The sequence below is a fragment of the Lysinibacillus sp. NPDC098008 genome, from assembly GCF_044760715.1.
In the GTDB taxonomy this organism is placed as follows: Bacteria; Bacillota; Bacilli; order Bacillales_A; family Planococcaceae; genus Lysinibacillus.
On sequence record NZ_JBIWBA010000005.1, the window covers coordinates 1 to 21949 of the forward strand.

Sequence of the window (21949 nt, forward strand, 5' to 3'; positions counted from 1 at the left end):
GCATGAAGCCCCCCTCAAGATGAGATTTCCCATTACGCAAGTAAGTAAGATCCCTCAAAGACGATGAGGTAGATAGGTTCGAGGTGGAAGTGTGGTGACACATGGAGCTGACGAATACTAATCGATCGAGGACTTAACCAAAACCAGTTTGACGCAATTCAATGCACCGTTTATCCAGTTTTGAAAGAACAAGAAAGTTTTAAAAAAAGCTTGCAATGATAACAAAACCTGTTATAATAAATCTTGTCTTTTAAATAGTCTAGTGATAATGGCAAAGAGGTCACACCCGTTCCCATCCCGAACACGGAAGTTAAGCTCTTTCGCGCCGATGGTAGTTGGGGGCTTCCCCCTGTGAGAGTAGGACGTCGCTAGGCTGTATATTAAAATTATTCCGAAGTAGCTCAGTTGGTAGTAGCACCTGACTGTTAATCAGGTTGTCGCAGGTTCGAGTCCTGCCTTCGGAGCCATTCTTGGAGAGTTGTCCGAGTGGCCGAAGGAGCACGATTGGAAATCGTGTAGGCGGTTAACACTGTCTCAAGGGTTCAAATCCCTTACTCTCCGCCAGCACTTTGATTTATTCCAAACGAAGGCCCCTTGGTCAAGTGGTTAAGACACCGCCCTTTCACGGCGGTAACACGGGTTCGAATCCCGTAGGGGTCACCATTTTATTTAATACCCAGATGGAGGATTAGCTCAGCTGGGAGAGCACCTGCCTTACAAGCAGGGGGTCGGCGGTTCGAGCCCGTCATCCTCCACCATTATTTTTACTAAATGCATATTATTGTCGCGGGGTGGAGCAGTGGTAGCTCGTCGGGCTCATAACCCGAAGGTCGTTGGTTCAAATCCGGCCCCCGCAACCAATTTTTTATGGATGAAAGCAATCAAATGGTCCCGTGGTGTAGCGGTTAACATGCCTGCCTGTCACGCAGGAGATCGCCGGTTCGATCCCGGTCGGGACCGCCATTTATTTTAACATGTGGGTCAGTAGCTCAGTTGGTAGAGCATTAGATTGAAGCTCTAAGTGTCGGCGGTTCGATTCCGTCCTGACCCACCATATTTGTTATGCCGGTTTAGCTCAGCAGGTAGAGCAACTGACTTGTAATCAGTAGGTCGTGGGTTCGATTCCTATAGCCGGCACCATCTTACCGGAGGGGTAGCGAAGTGGCTAAACGCGGCGGACTGTAAATCCGCTCCTTAGGGTTCGGCGGTTCGAATCCGTCCCCCTCCACCAGCTTTATTGATTATAGGGGCATAGTTCAACGGTAGAATAGAGGTCTCCAAAACCTTTGGTGTGGGTTCGATTCCTACTGCCCCTGCCAATTAATTTTATGGCGATTGTGGCGAAGTGGTTAACGCACCGGATTGTGGTTCCGGCATTCGTGGGTTCGATTCCCATCAGTCGCCCCATCAAATATAAAATTAATAGCAATTATAATAATGGCGATTGTGGCGAAGTGGTTAACGCATCGGATTGTGGTTCCGACATTCGTGGGTTCGATTCCCATCAGTCGCCCCATTTTAACGTTGGGGTATAGCCAAGCGGTAAGGCAACGGATTTTGATTCCGTCATGCCTAGGTTCGAATCCTAGTACCCCAGCCATTTTATGCGGAAGTAGTTCAGTGGTAGAACACCACCTTGCCAAGGTGGGGGTCGCGAGTTCGAACCTCGTCTTCCGCTCCAAATATGATGGCGGCATAGCCAAGTGGTAAGGCACGGGTCTGCAACACCCTTATCACCGGTTCAAATCCGGTTGCCGCCTCCATATTTTTACTGCTAATCGGATTATCCGATTTTTTTTATCTTTATTATGCCGGTGTGGCGGAATTGGCAGACGCGCACGACTCAAAATCGTGTTCCTTCTGGAGTGTCGGTTCGACCCCGACCACCGGTATCAAATTAACTAATAATGGTTCATTAGAGATTATCTCTGATGAACTTTTTTTATTTTGTTTATTACACTCACGGTATTGACTGAAGATGCTAGATGCTATAGATAAGCTTAACATCCACTCACGCTCAATATATGTATGAAAGGGAGTTACTCGTATGCAAACTAGAATATGTTGCTTAAGTAGTAGGTTTCTTCGATAAATGTTTTTAAGTAGCTGATTGTATAAAAATATGCCCTCAGTTTTATAAACGGAGGGCAGTCGGAATTCGAGAAAGGCTAGCGTTTTGTTTCAGGACGTTTGGGTTTCTCTATTGTTTGACGATTAGACAGGTACTACCTCTTTCCTTTAGTCCCAATTTGTCGGGCAACACGTTCTCCCAGCTCTGGGCTTGCTTGGGTTAGATAACCTAACACAATCTGTTGCAGCTTTGGAGAGGCAGCCCCAAGATCAGAGGCAATGTTGTGGACTAAATGCTCCTGAAGCACAGGCGCTAGCGAGTTGTAAAATTGCCCTGGCTGCGTGAAATCATCACCTTTTGGAGGTGCAGTGCGTTCGAGCCGGCCTGCCACATAGCTGCCCATGCTGCTCGTTACCTCGTCTGATGGCTTCCAGTTCGCCTGATGGTTGATCGGTATGCTACGGAAATTCGGTCCTAATCGATAACGTTGTGAATCCGTATAGATATTGGAACGACCTTGAAGCACTCTATCGAAGGAAAACTCGACGCCCTCCAGCATATTAGACGGGGAAAAGGCCAGCTTTTCCACCTGTTCTTTATAATTATTGGGATTTTGGTTCAATACCATCTTGCCGACTGGTAGCAGCGGGTACTGCTGTGCATCCCATACCTTTGTATCGTCTAGCGGATCGAATGGCAGTGAGGCTTCGTCTTGTGGATTCATAAGCTGTACGTACAACCCATATTCGACTGGTACTCCTTGAGCAATTGTGTCATAGAGATCCTTACCAGCGTAATCTGGATTTTCGCAGGCAAGTCGCGCTGCCTCCTGACTATCGATATATTGCACGCCGGCTAGCGGAATCCAGTTGTATTTTACATAAGTACGAGCTCCCTGCTCATTCTTCCAAACATAGGTACTTACGCTGTAACCCGGAATGTGGCGGAGGCTCTTGATCGTCCCTAGATCGGAGTACAGTTGCAGCACGAAATGCGTCGCCTCGGGATTGTTCGCATAGAAGCTCCAGAACCGATTGGGATCCATCAAGTTGTTGACAGGCGATGGGTTGAAGGCGCTGACGGTTTCTACAAACCGCATTGGGTCACGCACCGTAAACACGGGAAGATGGTTGCATATTAAGTCGAAGATACCTTGCTCGGTATAAAATTTAGTCGAGAAGCCCCGCACATTGCGTGAAGTGTCTGGCGTTCCCTTGTTGCTTGCCGCCAGTGAGAATCGGACGGCAACAGGAACTTTCTGACCTGGCTGCTGCAAAAAACAAAGCTTTGTATAGGCTGCCATCGAGTTAAATGTTTCGAAATAGCCAAAGGCTCCAAAGCCTTTCACATGCAAGGGGCGCTCTAAAATTGTTTCATGGATAAAGGTTTCATTTTTTTCATGTAGCATGGTATCTTGTTCCAGAATCGGACCACGCTCCCCTACCGTCTGCGAGTAGCGCGACGAATGTGAGCCGCCTTGCCAACTTTGATTGTTCGTCTGATCATGAGCGTTCTTGTCGTCCATTCCTCTACCTCCCATATCTATATTCTCCCAATGTATATGTATTGTTGTAGGTTGTTATGACTGTGCCCCCAACACAGCGAGCAATTGTCACCGTAGTAAAAGCCTGCATAGGAGCAGGACCTTCTTCGTTATCGCAAATATGAGTAACGTTGCCACTTTCAAGAATGACAACTATAAATACCTGAGCCAGTAGCTGACGCTAATGTGGCATTTAGAGTCAGCTATGAAAGTCCTTCACAATTTAGCCGTGAGTAGGTGTTTCGCTACGATAAGATATAAAGCATATAAGAGATATTTGTTGATTTTCATTGTTAAATTGCTCTGTTTCATCATCATTTTTTGCCAGATTGTGTTTAATGATGTAGATAATGTTCTTTACTTGCTGTTTTCGTTCAATTTTTTCCATATACTTAATTCCTCCTTTACATCTTTAGAAGCATACCTGTTGCCCTGATTATAAGATGCTACCGAGTTAACAAAACAACATCTTATCTACTAAGGAAGGGCAGAGGAATAAAAGTTCGGAAATTAAGCAAAATGATAGAGGAAGCAATTGACAAGCTTCCATTTGCGAATGTAAATAGGAAAATTAAAGGTATTGATCCGAATAAAGGAAAGTATCTTTTATTTATAAGCCCACTTCACAAAAATAAGAAAGGCTTTAGTATAAGAACCACTTGATAAGAATAGTTTTATTCTTTAGAGTGGTTTTTATTTTTTAATAAGGAGTTCATGTTCTGTTCATGTAACAGTTTTAAGCTGTGAGTAGTTTAAAAGTGGAGGGATTAGTAATGAATCTTGCTTGGAAAGACATTAAGAAGAATAAAATACGGTTTTTAATTTTAGGCTCCATTATTTTCTTAGTTAGTTTTTTAACATTTATTATTTCAGGTTTGGCAAATGGTCTGTCACAAGATAATGCAGCTTTTATTAAAGATTTACCGAAGGGGCAATTTTATATGACTGATGATGCAGATGACACATTTAGCCTGTCAAAAATTGATCAGGAACTTCAACGGGAAATTATTAGTAAGGAACAAGAGGCAGTAGCTTTTTCAATTCAAATGGGCTTTTTAAACAATGAAGATGATAAACAGCAAAGTGTTGCTTTTGTAACCTCTACAGAATCACCATTCTTTCAGCATGTACAGCAAAATGAAATATTTTTAGATAGCTCATTACGGGATAAAGGCATTCAAGTTGGAGAAATAGTAACAAGTCAGCAATATAGTGGTCAATTTATTGTAAAAGGTTTTATTGAGCAAAAGAAATATAGCCATGCGCCTGTTGCTTATATAAGTAAAGAGGCATATGAAGAAATGTATCGTGTACAAGAGATGCAATTGATTTATTTACCAAACAGCAAATCTAAAGAATTTCAAGGGTTACAAGCGTATAGCAATAAAGAATTTCTTCACACAATTCCAAGCTATAGTGCGGAACAGCTATCGTTAAATATGATTATATGGTTTTTAGTAGTAATTAGCGGTATGCTATTTGCAATTTTCTTCTATATGATGAATGTACAAAAAATTGGTTTGTATGGCATTTTAAAAGCAATTGGTTTAAAGACAAGTAAATTATTTAAAATGATTTGGATGCAGATGATGATTATTACAGTTATTTCACTAGTGCTATCGAGTAGTTTGAGTCAACTATTCAGTATTATTTCCCCAAAAGGAATGCCATTTACATTAACAATTGGCACAACGTTTCAATTATCACTCGTGTTTTTAATAATCGGCTTTATTGGAGCTACACTGTCAGGGTTGCAAATTAAAAAGATTGAACCATTACAAGCAATAAAGCAAGGGGAGGCTTAATGATGACATTATTTGCAATGGATAATGTAAGAAAAACATTTAAAAATGGTGAAGTTGAGGAGGAAATTTTAAAGGGCATTAACCTTACTTTAAAACAAGGAGAAATTACAGCATTAGTGGGTGCATCAGGTTCAGGAAAAAGCACGCTTTTAACAATAGCTGCTGGGCTACAATCCGCAACAGATGGGCAAGTGTTATTTGAAGATCAAAATCTTACAGCAATGAATGCGGAGCAGATGCGAAAATTACGTGCCAGCAAATTTGGCTTTGTGTTTCAGTTTTCCTATCTTGTGCCATTTCTGACAGTGGAGGAGCAGCTACTATTAATGCTAGATATTGCCGAATCACCATTAAACAAGTATCAACAAAAATCAGAAGTACATCGCCTTTTGCAATTAGTAGGCATGTCACATCGCACAGCAGCATATCCTGCTGTATTATCGGGTGGTGAAAAGCAGCGTGTTGCTATTGCACGTGCTATTATACATCAACCCAAAATATTATTTGCAGATGAGCCAACAGCCAGCTTAGATTCACAGCGTTCTATAGAAATTATGTTATTGCTAAGAGAATTAACAGCAACATTACAAATTACAACACTAATGGTGACGCATGACGAAGAAATGTTAGCTTATGCAGATCGTATTATTAAAATAAGTGATGGTGCTGTATTATCAAATAGCCTATACTAGTCTTAACCATAAATACTACAATTATATCTTTTATAATTGTAGTATTTTCTATGTCATTGGGGTAAAGAGTAATTGTAGAGGAGGGAGAATATGAAGAATATTTTGAAGGTGGCTTGTTTGCTTGTACTACTGGTTGTTTTTCTACCAAAGGAAGCACAGGCAGCAAGTTTTCGAGATTTAACAGATGAAACATTGTCGACAGAAATTGACTATTTAGTGGAGCAAGGTATTATAGAGGGCTATCCAAATAATATATTTAAGCCAAATGACTATGTCACGAGAGCACAGGTTGCGGTTATGTTAACACGTGCATTAGGGTTAAATACAGTGGAGATAGAAAATCCAAATTATCGGGATGTACCAACTACTCATAAATATTATAAAGAAATTGCGGCAGTACAAAATGCGGGCATTTTTAAAGCAGCTCCAAATTTTAAACCGAATGCAACACTTTCGAGAGGAGAAATGGCGATTGTATTGCAAAGAGCCTTTCAGTTAAAGGGGAATGACTCGCATTATTATTTTACAGATGTGACGAAGCAGACGCCAGGCTATCAGGCGATTTTAGTAGTCGCTCATAATCATATCGTCAAGGGCTATAGTGATAGGTCATTTAAACCAAATCAACCGTTAACACGTGCGCATTTTTCAGCCTTTTTAGCGCGAGCGATGACGCTGGCGAAGCCAAACCTAGCAAAAGATCGTCGCTTTATTTACACGTATAATTACTATTCGCTAGGTGATCATAAACGCCATACGTTAAATTATGAATACGATCATTTTGATGGCAAAAATGATGTTTGGACAGTTATTGATGCAAATACGGGAAAACGCGTTTATGATGAGCTTTTATATAATGGTATTGACGTATATGGTGAAGCTTTGGTTACTGATGATGATTATGCTTCACATTATGATTTATACATTCAAACACCACTTAGAATAGGGGTTATTGAACATGAGGATGAACCGAAAGTTACTATGGGTTCACGCATAACGGTTAAATCAACGAATGATACAGTGCAAGCTGGTGAAGTGCAATATACAGGTGCAATCGCTTTTGAAATAACATCAATTTATACGGATGGTGTGGATACTTATTATTATGTAGATAATGTCGGTTTAGTGAAGATGCTACATAATGACAAGGTCGTTTATGAGCTGCTTGATCGCACGCTAAAGTAATATTTTTAGAGGGCTTCAAAATTATTGGAGCCCCTTTTTTATTGCTGTAAGGAGATATGAAAAAAACGCTGAAGCGCTTGGAGCCATTCTTGATCGGTTTGTGTTGTATAGGTTGTAAGGGATTGCCCTTCATAGATTCTAAATTCATTGTTGAACATTGTATGACGGCCATAAGGTGTTCGAATCATCGCAATTTTATTTTTTTGTTTGGATAGTCGTGGTGCGAATTTCGCATCATTTGCATCATTATGAAAGCTGTACAGTAAACGCCAATGATGCTTCATTTGCTCAAAAAGCATCCAGCCATTTGCCTCATCATACTCAATTTTATAGAGTTCTCTGCCTTCTCGGTGCTGATAGCCAGCAACTAATGGTACAGGCTTACATGGCGCTAAAGCACCAACACCTACATCTGAAATATAAGATTGTCCAGCATTCTTTACTAGTAATAGCTGATGCATTGGGATTTCTTCAGGAGGTGTATTTTCTGTTACATTACGCCAAAATTGTGCATAGCGATTCGTTACCGAAAAGCCAAGCTCCCGCAAAAGCCAGCTAAATAAAATATTCAGCTCGAAACAATTACCGCCACGTCGTTCAATAATAATTTTTTGAAATAAATCAGGAATGGCGAAGGAGATACTATGTTTTAACACAACATCTAAATTTTCATAAGGAATCGTCAGCAAATGTCGAGTTTGCAATTGTCCAAGTAATTGTATTGTTGGCTCTAAAGTTCCTTGAAATCGAATATGCTGTAAATATTGTTGAATCTGTGTATTCATCAAATCGCCTCACTTCCTTATTAATAACATAACCGAAATAACTTGAGAATACACGCATAATATTTGAAAGTAAATAATAGAAAAATAATTAAATAACTTGTAAAATTAATATATTAGCTATTGTTACCTATTTTAGTTAAAACAATAAACGTCAGGAAGGTATATATGAGAAATAATATGAAATGGATAGAAGTTAATACATATGAGGAAATGAGTGAAGTTGCTGCAAATATTTTTTCTAAGCAAATTCAGGCGAAGCCAAACAGTGTTTTAGGGTTAGCAACGGGCGGTTCACCTGTAGGCATGTATAAAGAGCTAGTATCACAGCATCAAGCAGGACAATTATCCTTTAAGGATGTACAAACTTTTAATTTAGATGAGTATGTGGGGCTTGATCATACAAGTCCAGCGAGCTATTGGACATTTATGCATAAGAATTTATTTAATTTAGTAGATATTCAGCCTCAAAATATCCATTTACCGAATGGTAAGGCAAAGGATTTAGCTGCTGAATGTGCGGCTTATGATGCTAGTATTGAAGCAGCAGGAGGCATTGATTTACAGCTTCTTGGGATAGGCGTGAATGGTCATATTGGCTTTAATGAACCAGGCACTCCGTTTGATTCTATGACTAATATTGTTGAATTGACAGAATCCACAAAAACAGAAAATGCGATTTACTTTGATGATCCTTCTGAAGTGCCAACACATGCCATTACAATGGGTATTCAATCCATTATGAAGGCAAAGGAAATTGTTTTAATTGCCTTTGGTGAGAAAAAGCTAGATGCTATTGAAAAATTGAAAAGCGGCGTGATTACAGAAGATTTCCCAGCAAGCCAATTAGTAACGCATCCAAATGTTACGGTTATTTATGGGGGAACAAAATAACTATAAAAGGGCAAAGGCTTCTTATCGCTGAAGTCTTTGCTTATTTATTGTAGGGAGAACAGTAGGAGGAGTTTATATGAAAACGACCGTACCACATTTACAAAAGGGCGATTTAGTAGGTGTTGTTGCTCTATCTAGCGCTGTAGAGCCCGAAAAACTAGGAAACGCACTATCTTTTTTAGATGAGTTAGGTCTTCGCTATATTGTCGGTGATACTATTTATACACAGCACCATTATTTAGCAGGTAATGATGACATGAGATTAGCAGATTTCCATGAGATGGTGAAAAATCCACAGGTGAAGGCGATCTTTTGTATAGCTGGAGGCTACGGCTGCGCACGAATTGCTGAAAAAATTGATTATGCTCTATTAGAGGAAAATCCTAAAATTTTCTGGGGATTTTCGGATGTAACATATTTGCATTGTGCAATTAATGAGTACGCCAATTTAGTAACATTCCATGGACCTATGCTAATAACAGCTAGTAAGCTGGATGACTTATCAAAGAAAATGTTTTTCCAGCTATTTTCACCAATGGAAATTCAGTATACAGAGGCAATTTCCCCTTTAACAGTAATTGCAGAGGGTATTGCACGTGGAGAACTAATTGGTGGGAATCTGCAACGACTTGTTAACACATTAGGGACTAAATTTGAGATATGCACGGATGGCAAAATTTTATTGCTGGAGGAGAGCGGAGAAACAATTCCTAAAATCGATGCAATGCTGCAGCAATTAAAACAAGCAAGGAAGCTAGAACAGCTAGCAGGTGTTGTAATTGGCTCCTTTACACAGACAGATGCAGATAAAGCAGTATTACATATAGTAATGCAAGAATACTTTGGAGATTTGACTATTCCAGTGATGGCAGGGTTTAAAATTGGACATGAAACAACAAATATCGCCATTCCATTAGGAGCAGATGCTATTTTAGACACGCAGGAGAAAGTATTGAAAATTTTACCTGGGGTTTATGGCTAAATTGGTGGATAGAATCTTAAAAGTGACGGATAGAACTCAATGCAACATTGAAATTAATCAATATAAAATCCGCTAATCAAAGGAGAACACCTTCAATTAGCGGATAGTATTCATTATCTTTAATAAGGCTCAGCATCATGCCCTTTATTAACAGCGTCTTGGGGGGCTTGATTACCATTCGTATTGCCAAGTGGCTTTGAAGCGCTGGAATTTTTGCGAGCTTTATGCAATCCTTCCTTCAATAGGCGACCGTATTCTTCATCGGCTTCTTCTGCCAGAGCAATCATGGCATTTTGAATGTTCTCATGGCAAACCGATAAATCACGTATTAAATTTGCGAGTAGCTCATCGCGCTCCCATTGCTCAAAGTTGCGATAAGTTTCCCCAGCTTGCTTTGTATTGCTTTGACGATCAATGGACTCACGCACAAGGTTTCCTTCTACATATGGTGTATATTCTTTCCCAGCTTGTGTAGCTTCTTTTAAGCCATTTAACATCGAAGGCTCATAATTAATATGTGGATTTTGCCCAGGTGCTAGATCGCGTTTATACATCATTTGTCCACCGCTTTGATTTGTTGCGACACGCTTTTTCGGTGCATTAATTGGTAGCTGTAAATAGTTTGCGCCTACGCGATGACGCTGTGTATCTGAATAAGAAAACGTGCGACCTTGCAGCATTTTATCATCTGAAAAATCCAAGCCATCGACAAGTACACCAGTGCCGAAAGTTGCCTGCTCTACCTCAGCGAAATAATCTTCAGGGTTTTTATTCAACACCATTTTGCCAACAGGATACCATGGGAATTGATCATTTGGCCAAAGCTTTGTATCATCCAATGGATCGAAATCAAGCTCAGGATGTGGACCATCCTCCATAATTTGCACATATAGCTCCCATTCAGGATATTCTCCACGTTCAATGGCATCATATAAATCCTGTGTAGCATGATTAAAGTTTTTTTGTTGAATTTCTTCTGCTTCTTTTTGTGTTAAATTTTTAATACCTTGAAGCGGCTCCCAATGATATTTCACAAGAACGGCTTTTCCTTCATGATTCACCCATTTGTACGTATTAACACCAGAGCCCTGCATCATGCGATAATTTGCTGGAATGCCCCAAGGCGAGTAGACGAATGTTACCATATGGAAGGTTTCTGGTGAGCTGGCACAAAAATCAAAAAAGCGTTCCACATTTTGGATATTTGTAATAGGGTCAGGCTTAAAGGCATGAATCATATCTGGGAATTTGAGCGCATCACGAATAAAGAAGATTTTTAAATTATTGCCGACTAAATCCCAGTTGCCATCCTCTGTATAAAACTTTACAGCAAAGCCTCGTGGGTCCCGTAATGTTTCGGGGGAATGACCACCATGAATAACCGTAGAAAAGCGCACAAAGACAGGTGTTTGCTTTCCTTTATCCTGAAAAACCTTTGCACGTGTATATTTAGAAATTGGCTCATCGCCCACAGTGCCATAGGTTTCAAAATAACCATGTGCGCCAGCACCACGAGCATGCACGACTCGCTCTGGAATTCTTTCACGGTCAAAATGACTCATTTTTTCTAGGAAATCATAATTTTCAAGTGTTGCAGGGCCACGATTACCCACTGTTCGTAGATTTTGATTGTTTGTGACGGGATGCCCTTGTCTGTTTGTCAATGTTGTATCTTGCTCATGTGCTGAATCATTGTGCTTTGTCATAATATGCCCCTCTTTCTTTATAGATAATTCTATATTGTCCGTTATTGGGGCAAATTAGACATAAAATAAAAAGCTCTCCTACATGCAAGATGTAAGAGAGCCTTTGGATGGCGTTTTCAAATAATTTTCCAAGTTGGTTGAGTATGGCCATTGCCTATGGTTGGTGAGTAGTCATTGGTCATACAGTAACAGGTCACTTGTTATTGGTTTTCCATAGCTAAGGTTGAAAACAGCACATCCAACTCGGTTTGGAGTCTCACCGCCCCGAGCTTAGAAATAACGAGAATCATCAAAGCTAAGCTGTATACTATAGTTTTTAGCATTAATTAGATTAGATAGCTTATGTGCATCTTTTTCAAGCTGAATTGCACGCTCCCGATATACGTCAGGCTCATACATGGCGATGTCATAAAGCACCGTATTTTCACCATAGCCAAGTCGTACGCTTTCTTTTTCGCGCATGCTAAAGCCTTTACAGAGCTCTGCCTCAGCACGTAGCTGTGTTGCTAGCTCAATGGCTTCCACTAATGCTAGCTGCTCGCCCTTAAAATCTACAAAGTTTTGAATATTTGCTTCATAGACTAAACGATCTAATGTACGGGCATCTCGGCGAACTTGTGCTAACTCCGCTTCAATAATGGCTAGGGCACGATTACTTGTTTTAGGTGCTTGTCCTTTTTCTACTGTAACAAAAGCGCTGCGATGTAATTCCTCAACAAGCTCTTGAATTTTCTTGCCTAAAATACTTTTTAGTTTTACAGCTTCTGCAAGATTAATCATGAAAACACGTCCTTTTATAGTGTTGTGGATGGTGCATCATTTGATAAGAGGGCGATTTGATAATCACCGCCATGAATTTGACGAAACATTTTACCTGCCACTGCAAGAAGCTCATTCGCTGCTTCAGCTGACAAGGATGGTCGTAAATAAAAAATATGTAATGCCTCAGTTGTGCCCTCTGAAACGGCTGTACGTTTAGAATCAACAAAAGGTGAGCCAAATGCTCCGATGTCATCATGACTGTAGAGAATGTTTTTTAATGAATTAAAGCGACCATTTAAGCCTTCATAGCCAGTTTCTTCATCACCTAGAGCTATTTCCACATTCCCTTTTAGTTGTGCTATATCATAGAGACCAATAGGAATCTCGTATTGTAATGAGAAGAAATTATTGATATCAACACCTGAATGAAAAGGTGTTAAATAATTTTGTTTACTAACTCGGCGCATTAAGCTTTCTGCTGAGTGACGATAGCGATTTGGATCAGCCCCAAGCTTTTTCCATAGCTGTCGCCATTCTGCAATCCCTTCACGCTGAGTTACAGGCTGGTTCTGCATTTCTAGAAAGAGATTTTCCTGATACAATTGTATACGACCTTTAATCATTTGAGGCGATTCTGCCACAACAATTTTGGTATAATGGATAATGCCGATTTTTAGCTCAGGATGTTGTGCTAAAAGAGCTTGATTAATCGAAATTTCCAAAAACATCACCTACTTTATCTATTTTTACTATTGTACCATGTAAGGAGTTGGAAATAAAATGAACATACATGACCTACAACGTGATTTTGTGGCATATGCGATGTCCATTGGCGTTGATAAAATAGGTTTTACGACAGCAGCTCCCTTTACAGAATTAAAAAATCGATTGCGTCGTCAGCAAGAGCTTGGCTATCAATCAGGTTTTGAGGAAAGTGATATTGAAAAACGTACCGAACCCCTTCAATTATTAGATGAAGCAGAGAGCATTGTGGCGATAGCTGTTGCCTATCCTTCACGTATGCAAAATGCACCTAGAGGTAAAAAGGGTGCAAGACGTGGGATATTTTGCCGTGCTTCTTGGGGTGTCGATTATCATACAGCATTACGTGAGCGCTTGGCGCTATTATCTGCATGGCTTGAGGACCGCGTTGAAGGTGTACGCATTCAATCAATGGTAGATACGGGTGCTCTTGTAGATAGAGCAGTAGCAGAACGAGCAGGAATAGGCTGGAGCGGCAAAAACTGCTCGATTATTACCCCTGAATTCGGCTCCTACGTCTATTTAGGAGAGCTTATTACAAATATTCCTTTTGCACCAGATCAGCCGATGGAGGATGAATGTGGGGATTGCCGTTTATGCTTAGATGTATGTCCAACAGGAGCATTAATTGAGGGAGGACAGCTAGATGCCCAGCGCTGTATTGCCTTTTTAACGCAGACGAAGGGAATGCTTCCAGATGAGTTTCGGAGTCATATTGGTAATCGTTTATATGGCTGTGATACATGTCAAACGGTATGTCCTAAAAATAAAGGAAAGGTTAACTGGATTCATGAGGAATTTCAGCCAGATCCAGAGCTTGCAAAGCCATTGCTAACGCCCCTTTTAACAATTTCTAATCGAGCATTTAAGGAAAGCTTTGGTCATGTTTCAGGCTCATGGCGGGGGAAAAAGCCTATTCAACGCAATGCGATTCTAGCACTTGCTCATTTTAAAGAGGAGGCTGCCGTGCCAGATTTAATTGCCTTGCTTCAAAAAGATGAACGGCCCGTTATTCGAGGTACAGCAGCATGGGCTTTAGGCAAAATAGGTGGGGAACAAGCACAAGCTGCCCTGTTTGAAGCAGAAGCGACAGAGCAAGATGAAGAGGTACTTGCAGAAATTCATAAAGGCTTACAGTTTTTTGTTAATGTTGGAGTGGAATCGCTCAAGTCTGGGGAGAATCGCTCATAAAACCAAAATGAAATGCCATTCAAAGAAATTTTTAATAAGGAAGTGTACCGTTATGCCATTGCATATCGTTTTATATCAACCAGAAATCCCCGCAAATACAGGAAATATTGCCCGTACTTGTGCTGGTACAAATACATCATTGCATTTAATTCGTCCACTTGGTTTTTCCACAGACGATAAAATGCTAAAGCGTGCAGGGTTAGATTACTGGCATAGTGTCAATGTTGTCTATCATGACTCATTAGAGGACTTTATCGAATTCTCGAAAAATGGTGATGTTTATTTAATTGAAACATATAGCGAGGAACCATTTACCACACATGATTTTAGCAACCAGCATCGTGATATTTACTTTATGTTTGGAAAGGAAACAACAGGCTTGCCAAAGGACTTTGCCTATGAACGCCGAGATATGTGCTTGCGTATTCCGCAAAGTGAGCATGTGCGTTCATTGAATCTATCCAATACGGCAGCAATCGTTATTTATGAGGCATTGCGTCAACAAGGTTATCCAGGATTACACTAAACGAAAGCCGTTCTCCATCATGGGAGGACGGCTTTTAATTTAGAATTTTAATAACACTACATTACCAGCAGGGTCCTCTGTTTGGAGCCCTTTTTCTAGCTCTATAACAGGTGCGCCAAGTGTCTGAAGATTTGCTTTTATTGTTGCGGCTTGCTCCTCATTAGTTAACTGCAATGAAAATGTTTTTAAACCGATCTGATTTACACCGAGCTTTGGTGCATTTGCTGATTGCCAAGTATTTAAGCCAATATGGTGGTGATAGCGTCCCGTAGAAATAAACAATGCTTGTGTGCCATAGCGTGCTACAATAGTAAACCCTAATCCCTTTGTATAAAACTGTTCAGCTTCCATTAAATTAGCAACAGATAAATGAATATGCCCCATTACGGTGTTAGCAGGTAGCCCATTCCAGTGACCATCACCTTCTGCTAAGATAGAACGAATATGAAGCGGCTCCGTTACCATATACACCTCATTAAAATGCCATAGCCATTCATGCTCAGAACGATCTGCATATACTTCAATACCATTACCATCAGGATCATTTAAGTAAAGTGCTTCACTGACATGATGATCAGAAGCTCCAAAGTATACGCTCTTTTGATGAAAATGATTAATAATGTTGGCTAAATCACGGCGGCTCGGTAATAGTAGAGCAAAGTGATATAAGCCAGTGGTTTGACCTACTTTTTCTTCTACTATTTCAGGCTGAATAAGTGTTAATAATGCTGTTTGTCCATCTGCTGTTAAAGTTGCTTGATAGGCTTCTTGTTGCAAAATTTGAAAGCCGATTACTTCTTGATAATACTGTAAGGAGCGTTGTAGATCACTTACCTTTATTTCAACGTTTGTAACATATATGTTAGGTTTTTGATGAAAATGCATAGAGTAAGCCTCCAGACTTAAGTTATCTTTTTTTATTTAGTTACTTTATGTAAGTTATATTAATAGAAAAATAAAAGAAAGTCAAGGAGCGCTATTGTTTCATAAAAAATAAGAAACTCACTAAACCTTATCGTAGGCTTAGTGAGTTTCTTGTGCTCTTATTTGTCAGCTTTGTAGTCGCCTTCGTAGCCGGCAGTGAAGATAGCTGATAAGAAAGCAATTGTTACACCAATAATTAATATTAATTTCATGGAAGTACCCTCCTCATGTTATAAAGAAATCTCTTTTTAGTATAGCCTATCTACTATAAAAATGAAACGACATAGCTGAATAAAATATGGCGGAAATGGTTCAAACGTAGCGATAACGGGAAAACTAGCAATGAGGTGATGATGATGGAGAAAAAGGTACCAAATATTGAAAATGGAACAATGGCAAGGGATATGAAGGAATTAAAAGATTTAGGTAAACAAATGGAGCATTTACGAGATGGCTTAGAGCTTGCTGAGGATGAGCGAATTGCTGACCCTATTCAATTGGATGATGCTGAACTGGAAAAAGATAAGTAAAAAACTTCTTTATTTTTCTTAAATCCAATTTTTTGTATAATGGTACTAGGAAAAGAAAGGGGTTGTGATTTTTGCATTTACAATCGACAAAAACATTAGCAAATGGTGTAGAAATGCCTCGATTTGGCTTAGGTGTATATAAAATGACAGAGCGTGAGGAAACATTACAGGCAATTGATACAGCATTAAAATTTGGTTATCGTGCTATTGATACAGCATCTTTATATGGCAACGAAGCAGAGGTAGGAGAAGCGATTCGCTATTCAGGCATTCCACGCGAGGATATTTTTGTGACAACAAAAGTATGGAATAGTGACCAAGGCTATGATGCAACATTACATGCTTTTGAGGTATCACTGAAAAAATTAAATATGGATTATTTGGATTTATATTTAACACATTGGGCTGTTCCAGAAACATTTGAAGAAACATATCGAGCGATTGAACGTCTATACGACGAGAAATTAATTCGTGCAACAGGTGTATCAAATCATCATGAGCATCATTTAGAAAAAATATTGGCAAAGGCAAATACAGCGCCAATGGTTAATCAAGTGGAATTACACCCTTATTTACAGCAGCAAGCATTAAGTGCATTTTGCAAGGAGCAGCAAATTGCAGTGACAGCATGGTCACCGCTTGGTCGTGGTGGTGTACTAAATGACCCTACAATTGTGGAAATAGGGCAGGAACTAAGAAAAACTGCTGCACAAGTCGTACTCCGCTGGCATTTACAAAATGATACCCTTGTTATACCTAAATCAGTGACACCTAGCCGAATCGAGGAAAATGCACAAATCTTTGACTTTGCATTAACCGAAGCGCAGATGGCTAAAATAGCTACATTAAATCGTGATCAACGTTTTGGGCAACATCCAGATCATTTTAAATTTGATTTTTAGTGATAAATAATCCCGCTCTCTAACTGAGAAGCGGGATTGTTTGCTTATTGCTTATCTTTAACAATAATCCGTTTATTTAAAAATGGATGCTCAAATTCTAATTGAATCGCATGAAGTTCATAATCACTGCTTGCTGTTTCTCTTGCGCCATACATTGTATCACCAATAATTGGATGACCAATATAGGATAAGTGAACACGAATTTGATGTGTTCGACCTGTTTCTAAAATAAGGTGGACAACACAGGAATTTTTATAGCGTGCAACAACTTCGTAATGTGTTACAGCGTGCTGCCCATTTTTAGATACAACACGTCTTGTAGCATGATGACGATCCTTCCCAATAGGCTCAGCAATTGTGCCAGATGCCCCACGTATATTTCCTTGTACCTCTGCTGCGTACATACGAATAATGGATTTTTCCTCAATCATTCTGTCAAAAATAGATTTTGCTAGTGGATGCTTTGCAACAAGTAATAAGCCCTGTGTTCCTTTATCAAGACGATGGACATGCTCTGCATAAATACCACCTTGCTCCTTAATATGTGCCATAACATGGTTCATACAAGTATGTGTATCATGGGCATCGTTAGGATGTGTTGACATGCCCTTTGGCTTCGATACGATTAAACAATGGTCGTCCTCATAGACGATATCAATTGCACAAACAGGCGTTGGCTTATAGTTAGATGCTGTCATAGGAAATGTAAATTTAAGCATCGTTCCTTTTGGTAAAGGTGCTTGCCATTGAATAAGCTCATCATTTGCTAATGTGACCGTCTTAGCCATGCGTAATTCATGGACAAGCTTTTTGCCAAGTCGCCAATGATTACGTAGCAGTTCTTCAATACTTACGTTATCTTCAACAATTTCATAAAGAAACATTGATTTACCTCCATAGAAAAGACCGCATTCCATTGGTAGAACACGGTCTTTTAATTATTTTGTAGCTTTTGAAGCCTTGATTAAATAGAAGCTTGCACCTGCAATTAAAATAAATGCAGCTAATGCTAAAAATGGAATAGTAATAAAGCCGAGCCAGTTAATATATTGACCAGTACAAGAAACAGCACCGCAGGAAGGGGCATTTTCAGCTAAAAAACTAAGCTTTTGAATGCCGTAATGGTAGAGTGAAATACAACCACCAATTACAGAAAAAATAGCTGTTGTTACAGCAATACGAGCATTTTTCTGGATTAATGCCACCGTTGAGATAATGACAATAGGATACATAAAAATGCGCTGTATCCAACACATTTTACAGGGCTCATAATGGCGAATTTCAGAAAAATATAGTGAGCCAAGTGTCGCTACAACTGAAACAATCCAAATAAATAATAAGCCATTTTCCTCTTTTTTGGACATATAAGTTCTCCCCTTCATCAAACTATGTACTTGTATGATTATAGTTGTTCCAGTTTTAGATGTAAATGAACTTACGTAAAATAAGTTATAGCCTTAAAAGGTGAATTTCAGTCTAAAGTATGAATGGCTGATACAGACGTTTCAAATCTCTTAATGGTATGATAAATAGTAGTCATGCTAAAGAAGAGGTGTTTTCGTGAAAGAAAATGAGCATTCCAATATTAGTATTTTAAAGGAAATTGCTGAGCTATTAAATGAAGAAACTGAAATTGTGACAATGCTGAAAGGTGCACTTATTAAATTTTTAAATGGTACAAATTTTGAAACAGGCTGGATATTTTTTATTGATGCAAAGGGACGCTCAGAGCTAGTTGTTCATGAAAATCTACCAGAGGCATTGGAATATAATCATTGTCATTATTTAAAAAAGGGTGGCTGCTGGTGTGTATCCCGCTATCGAAATGAGGAGCTGAAAAAAGCTTCTAATATTATTGAATGTCAGCGTATTGAAAGTGCTATAGCTGCAAAGGTTGGGGATCATGCAGGCATTACCCATCACGCAACAGTGCCTTTGCAATCTGGACAAGAGCGTTTTGGTGTCTTAAATGTTGCATCGAAGGATACGGTGCGCTTTTCAGAGGAGGAGCTAGCCTTATTGGAATCAGTGGCGTTTCAAATGGGCTCTGCCATTAAGCGTATTTTACTGACAAAGCAAGAGCAGGAAATGGCACTTGTTAAGGAGCGTAACCGTCTAGCACGTGACTTACATGATTCTGTTAATCAGCTATTATTTTCTGTAACATTAACCGCAAGAGCAGGAATTGAAATGACAGAGGATAGCGATATTAAAGAAACATTTAAGGAAATACAGCAATTGACACAGGATGCCCTAACAGAAATGCGTGCACTTATTTGGCAACTGCGACCAAAGGGCTTAGAAAATGGCTTATTGGAAGCGATTAAAGTATATGCTGAGATGCTTGGCTTAAAATTGCATATTACTGTTTCAGGTGTACTGCAATTTCCCTCACGTATTGAAGAAACATTATTTCGTGTAGCGCAAGAGGCACTCAATAATGTGCGCCGTCATGCAGGTGTGCTAGAAGCGGCATTGTATATTACGGTGACATCAACAGATATTTTACTTGTTATTCGTGATGAGGGACGAGGCTTTGTTATTGATAACAATATAAAGTTATTATCAATGGGCTTACAATCCATTAAAGATCGTGCAAAATCAGTGGGTGGCACTGCTGATTGGGTAAGTGAGCTTGGCAAGGGCACGGAACTGCTAATCCGCTTGCCGTATTAAGGGGGAGAGGACATGATACGTGTATTAATTGCAGACGATCATCATGTGGTGCGTCGAGGACTATTGTTTTTTTTAAAGACACAAAAGGATATTGAAGTTGTGGGAGAGGCAAAAAATGGGCATGAAGCTGTAGCTTTGGCAGAAAGCATTCAACCAGATATTATTCTAATGGATTTAGTGATGCCTGAAATGGATGGTATTCAGGCTACAAAACGCATTAAAGCAAGATTTCCGCAAATTGAAATTTTAATGCTAACAAGCTTTTCTGATCGAGATCATGTAGTGCCAGCAATGGAGGCTGGGGCAGCAGGCTATCAATTAAAGGATATTGAGCCTGATGAATTAGTCTTAGCGATTCGTCGTATTATGCGTGGCGAAAATACATTACATCCTGACGCCACAACAACGCTTGAAATGGAGCGCCAAGAATCTCAAAATGCCCCACATTTATTAAATCCGCTGACACCACGTGAACAGGACGTATTGGCTGAGCTAACAAAAGGAAAAAGTAATCGTGAAATTGCGGCTTCATTGTTTGTAACAGAAAAAACGGTGAAAACACATATTTCAAATATTTTTACAAAGCTCCAAGTACAAGACCGAACACAAGCAGCATTATATGCTGTTAAGCACGGTCTAACAGAAGGTAGCGGCATTTAACACGGCAACGGCGAGTTTCTACAAATGTGTAGTAGCCCGTCGTTTTTATATGATGCTATTTATGCTGTGCAAATAATTTTTTAGATATTTCTAATAATGTAGAGCTTGGTGCTAACGCTAAATCTTCCTTTAATTTTTGTCGATATGTTTGAAAAACCTCATATGCCTGCTTATGAAGCCCTGCCTGGATTAATGTATATAAATAGTGCTCAAGCTTTTGCTCATTATAGGGGTCATACTCTAATAATCTATTTAAAAAATCCATGGCTTTTTCCGTGTCAGAAAAGACGGTTATTTGAAATCCTTTTTCTAATAACTCTATGTATGATTTTGTTAATTTATCTTTATAAGTAGTAGCCCACTCATAATCATCATATACAAACAAGCCATTTTTATAAATAGCAAGACATTGATGAATCAATGAAATAGGCGGAGATTTCAATTTTGTAAATTCCTCATGAAATTTTTGGAAATCGTATAAATCACATAGAATATTTGGTTTTTCAAAAATATAATATTTATTTGAAAAAATAATACAGTTATCATAGCCGATCGTATTTAAAGCTTTTCTTAAATATGAGAGTGCCGTATGAAGATTGGATTTAGCTCGTACATAGTCTAACTCTGGCCATAAAATTTCAATTAAATAATCTCTATGAATTGGTATATTAGGATGCAAAATAAAATAAGCAAATAATTCCTTTGTTTTTTCTGTTTTAAATGGAACTAAGCGATTATTGCTATAAACAGCAAATTGATCAAAGCATTGTACATTAAGTATAGTATGAGTATTTTGCTGTAGCATTTGCTGAATCGAGAATTCATGTTCAATACGGGCTACTGTTTTTGCTAAACGTGTATGATTAATAGGTTTTAATAAGTAATCAAGACCTCCAATTTCATAGGCTTGTAATGCAAATTCCTGATAGGAAGTAATAAATACAATGCTTATATAGGGGCGATCTGTTTTAACAATATCAGCTATTTCAAGTCCAGAAAGTTCTTGTAGCTTTACCTCTAAAAATATAACGTCAAACTCTATCATTGGTAGTTCATTCAAAAATGACTCCACACTTGTAAAGGCTTGAATGACCTGTATTTGTTGAAAGGCTTGTAGTTTATTTTGAAAATAATGTAAAGCTAAAGGTTCATTATCTAGTAAAATGGCTCGAATCATATCAAACTCTCCTTTTTACAATTAAATTGAAAACTATTAAACTCTAGCTTATTTTGGTTGAGAAGTCTTTTTCTAGATAAGGAAAAAGCATGAAAATAGAAAATTATTTATTTTTTTTGTTAAAAAATTGACTTCAATGAAAGGATATTTATTATAGACGAGCGCCAAGTTATTCTAGG

Annotated in this window: 21 protein-coding genes, 16 tRNA genes and 2 rRNA genes; 29 read left to right on the top strand and 10 right to left on the bottom strand. The window is 39.1% G+C overall.

Annotated elements, in window-relative coordinates:
- The 18 genes from ACIQVU_RS06975 to ACIQVU_RS07060 form a co-directional block, all read left to right on the top strand.
- Window positions 1-141: ribosomal RNA gene (locus ACIQVU_RS06975) — 23S ribosomal RNA — on the top strand; the annotation flags it as partial.
- Between the two features lie 117 nt (window positions 142-258).
- Window positions 259-374: ribosomal RNA gene (gene rrf, locus ACIQVU_RS06980) — 5S ribosomal RNA — on the top strand.
- A gap of 16 nt (window positions 375-390) precedes the next feature.
- A tRNA-Asn gene (locus tag ACIQVU_RS06985) sits at window positions 391-467 on the top strand.
- Window positions 468-472: 5 nt separating this feature from the next.
- A tRNA-Ser gene (locus tag ACIQVU_RS06990) sits at window positions 473-564 on the top strand.
- Window positions 565-588: 24 nt separating this feature from the next.
- Window positions 589-663: transfer RNA gene (locus tag ACIQVU_RS06995), tRNA-Glu, on the top strand.
- Between the two features lie 19 nt (window positions 664-682).
- A tRNA-Val gene (locus ACIQVU_RS07000) sits at window positions 683-758 on the top strand.
- Between the two features lie 27 nt (window positions 759-785).
- Window positions 786-860, top strand: a tRNA-Met gene (locus ACIQVU_RS07005).
- Window positions 861-887: 27 nt separating this feature from the next.
- A tRNA-Asp gene (locus ACIQVU_RS07010) sits at window positions 888-963 on the top strand.
- Between the two features lie 15 nt (window positions 964-978).
- A tRNA-Phe gene (locus tag ACIQVU_RS07015) sits at window positions 979-1054 on the top strand.
- Window positions 1055-1064: 10 nt separating this feature from the next.
- A tRNA-Thr gene (locus ACIQVU_RS07020) sits at window positions 1065-1140 on the top strand.
- Between the two features lie 7 nt (window positions 1141-1147).
- Window positions 1148-1231 (top strand) — tRNA-Tyr (locus ACIQVU_RS07025).
- A gap of 14 nt (window positions 1232-1245) precedes the next feature.
- A tRNA-Trp gene (locus ACIQVU_RS07030) sits at window positions 1246-1319 on the top strand.
- Window positions 1320-1331: 12 nt separating this feature from the next.
- A tRNA-His gene (locus ACIQVU_RS07035) sits at window positions 1332-1407 on the top strand.
- A 33-nt stretch (window positions 1408-1440) separates the two neighbouring features.
- A tRNA-His gene (locus ACIQVU_RS07040) sits at window positions 1441-1516 on the top strand.
- Window positions 1517-1525: 9 nt separating this feature from the next.
- Window positions 1526-1600 (top strand) — tRNA-Gln (locus ACIQVU_RS07045).
- Window positions 1601-1606: 6 nt separating this feature from the next.
- Window positions 1607-1681 (top strand) — tRNA-Gly (locus tag ACIQVU_RS07050).
- An 8-nt stretch (window positions 1682-1689) separates the two neighbouring features.
- Window positions 1690-1763 (top strand) — tRNA-Cys (locus ACIQVU_RS07055).
- A 47-nt stretch (window positions 1764-1810) separates the two neighbouring features.
- A tRNA-Leu gene (locus ACIQVU_RS07060) sits at window positions 1811-1892 on the top strand.
- A 333-nt stretch (window positions 1893-2225) separates the two neighbouring features.
- Here ACIQVU_RS07060 and ACIQVU_RS07065 read toward each other — a convergent pair.
- The gene (locus tag ACIQVU_RS07065) at window positions 2226-3596 is read right to left on the bottom strand and encodes a catalase (protein WP_340807482.1); all 1371 of its coding nucleotides are present in this window, start codon (window positions 3594-3596) and stop codon (window positions 2226-2228) included.
- Window positions 3597-3837: 241 nt separating this feature from the next.
- A complete protein-coding gene (locus ACIQVU_RS07070; RefSeq protein WP_340807481.1) occupies window positions 3838-4002 on the bottom strand; it encodes a hypothetical protein in 165 nt (54 codons plus the stop codon).
- Window positions 4003-4387: 385 nt separating this feature from the next.
- On the opposite strand from ACIQVU_RS07070, the gene ACIQVU_RS07075 reads away from it, so the two are divergent.
- From ACIQVU_RS07075 to ACIQVU_RS07085, 3 genes are all read left to right on the top strand, one after another.
- Complete coding sequence (locus ACIQVU_RS07075) at window positions 4388-5419, top strand: ABC transporter permease (protein WP_340807480.1); 1032 nt, start codon at window positions 4388-4390, stop codon at window positions 5417-5419.
- Window positions 5420-5421: 2 nt separating this feature from the next.
- Entirely contained in the window at window positions 5422-6111 is a 690-nt protein-coding gene (locus tag ACIQVU_RS07080) for an ABC transporter ATP-binding protein (RefSeq protein ID WP_402894554.1), read from the top strand.
- 90 nt (window positions 6112-6201) lie between these two features.
- Entirely contained in the window at window positions 6202-7296 is a 1095-nt protein-coding gene (locus ACIQVU_RS07085; RefSeq protein ID WP_340807479.1) for an S-layer homology domain-containing protein, read from the top strand.
- Between the two features lie 38 nt (window positions 7297-7334).
- Here ACIQVU_RS07085 and ACIQVU_RS07090 read toward each other — a convergent pair whose 3' ends face one another.
- A complete protein-coding gene (locus tag ACIQVU_RS07090) occupies window positions 7335-8081 on the bottom strand; it encodes an arylamine N-acetyltransferase family protein (protein WP_340807478.1) in 747 nt (248 codons plus the stop codon).
- A 177-nt stretch (window positions 8082-8258) separates the two neighbouring features.
- Here ACIQVU_RS07090 and nagB point away from each other — a divergent pair, with 177 nt between their 5' ends.
- A complete protein-coding gene (gene nagB / locus ACIQVU_RS07095) occupies window positions 8259-8972 on the top strand; it encodes a glucosamine-6-phosphate deaminase (RefSeq protein ID WP_340808621.1) in 714 nt (237 codons plus the stop codon).
- Between the two features lie 76 nt (window positions 8973-9048).
- Window positions 9049-9954: a S66 peptidase family protein gene (locus tag ACIQVU_RS07100; RefSeq protein WP_402894558.1), complete on the top strand. Its 906-nt coding sequence runs from the start codon at window positions 9049-9051 to the stop codon at window positions 9952-9954.
- 119 nt (window positions 9955-10073) lie between these two features.
- Here the strand turns inward: ACIQVU_RS07100 and ACIQVU_RS07105 are convergent, their stop codons facing one another.
- From ACIQVU_RS07105 to ACIQVU_RS07115, 3 genes are all read right to left on the bottom strand, one after another.
- On the bottom strand, window positions 10074-11660 hold the full coding sequence (locus tag ACIQVU_RS07105; RefSeq protein ID WP_340807476.1) for a catalase: 1587 nt from the start codon (window positions 11658-11660) through the stop codon (window positions 10074-10076).
- Window positions 11661-11930: 270 nt separating this feature from the next.
- A complete protein-coding gene (locus tag ACIQVU_RS07110) occupies window positions 11931-12440 on the bottom strand; it encodes a hypothetical protein (protein ID WP_340807475.1) in 510 nt (169 codons plus the stop codon).
- A 14-nt stretch (window positions 12441-12454) separates the two neighbouring features.
- A complete protein-coding gene (locus ACIQVU_RS07115) occupies window positions 12455-13144 on the bottom strand; it encodes a B3/B4 domain-containing protein (protein WP_340807474.1) in 690 nt (229 codons plus the stop codon).
- A 58-nt stretch (window positions 13145-13202) separates the two neighbouring features.
- Between ACIQVU_RS07115 and queG the strand changes: the two genes are divergently transcribed.
- Both queG and trmL read left to right on the top strand, forming a co-directional pair.
- A complete protein-coding gene (gene queG / locus ACIQVU_RS07120) occupies window positions 13203-14375 on the top strand; it encodes a tRNA epoxyqueuosine(34) reductase QueG (protein ID WP_340807473.1) in 1173 nt (390 codons plus the stop codon).
- 7 nt (window positions 14376-14382) lie between these two features.
- Window positions 14383-14901, top strand: coding sequence for a tRNA (uridine(34)/cytosine(34)/5-carboxymethylaminomethyluridine(34)-2'-O)-methyltransferase TrmL (gene trmL / locus ACIQVU_RS07125; RefSeq protein WP_402894563.1), 519 nt, complete (start codon window positions 14383-14385; stop codon window positions 14899-14901).
- 39 nt (window positions 14902-14940) lie between these two features.
- On the opposite strand, the gene ACIQVU_RS07130 is transcribed toward trmL, so the two are convergent.
- A complete protein-coding gene (locus ACIQVU_RS07130; protein WP_340807470.1) occupies window positions 14941-15786 on the bottom strand; it encodes a VOC family protein in 846 nt (281 codons plus the stop codon).
- 395 nt (window positions 15787-16181) lie between these two features.
- Here ACIQVU_RS07130 and ACIQVU_RS07135 point away from each other — a divergent pair, with 395 nt between their 5' ends.
- Together ACIQVU_RS07135 and ACIQVU_RS07140 are read left to right on the top strand one after the other, a co-directional pair.
- The gene (locus ACIQVU_RS07135; protein WP_402894567.1) at window positions 16182-16355 is read left to right on the top strand and encodes a hypothetical protein; all 174 of its coding nucleotides are present in this window, start codon (window positions 16182-16184) and stop codon (window positions 16353-16355) included.
- A gap of 71 nt (window positions 16356-16426) precedes the next feature.
- A complete protein-coding gene (locus ACIQVU_RS07140) occupies window positions 16427-17257 on the top strand; it encodes an aldo/keto reductase (RefSeq protein WP_340807469.1) in 831 nt (276 codons plus the stop codon).
- Between the two features lie 44 nt (window positions 17258-17301).
- Here the strand turns inward: ACIQVU_RS07140 and ACIQVU_RS07145 are convergent, their stop codons facing one another.
- Together ACIQVU_RS07145 and ACIQVU_RS07150 are read right to left on the bottom strand one after the other, a co-directional pair.
- Window positions 17302-18141, bottom strand: coding sequence for an RluA family pseudouridine synthase (locus ACIQVU_RS07145; protein WP_340807467.1), 840 nt, complete (start codon window positions 18139-18141; stop codon window positions 17302-17304).
- Window positions 18142-18195: 54 nt separating this feature from the next.
- Entirely contained in the window at window positions 18196-18621 is a 426-nt protein-coding gene (locus ACIQVU_RS07150; RefSeq protein ID WP_340807466.1) for a disulfide oxidoreductase, read from the bottom strand.
- Window positions 18622-18817: 196 nt separating this feature from the next.
- Here ACIQVU_RS07150 and ACIQVU_RS07155 point away from each other — a divergent pair, with 196 nt between their 5' ends.
- Together ACIQVU_RS07155 and ACIQVU_RS07160 are read left to right on the top strand one after the other, a co-directional pair.
- A complete protein-coding gene (locus ACIQVU_RS07155; protein WP_340807464.1) occupies window positions 18818-19933 on the top strand; it encodes a GAF domain-containing sensor histidine kinase in 1116 nt (371 codons plus the stop codon).
- A 12-nt stretch (window positions 19934-19945) separates the two neighbouring features.
- Window positions 19946-20593, top strand: a complete 648-nt coding sequence (locus tag ACIQVU_RS07160; RefSeq protein ID WP_340807463.1) for a response regulator — start codon at window positions 19946-19948, stop codon at window positions 20591-20593.
- Between the two features lie 55 nt (window positions 20594-20648).
- Here ACIQVU_RS07160 and ACIQVU_RS07165 read toward each other — a convergent pair whose 3' ends face one another.
- Complete coding sequence (locus tag ACIQVU_RS07165) at window positions 20649-21770, bottom strand: response regulator (RefSeq protein WP_340807462.1); 1122 nt, start codon at window positions 21768-21770, stop codon at window positions 20649-20651.
- Between the last annotated feature and the right edge of the window lie 179 nt (window positions 21771-21949).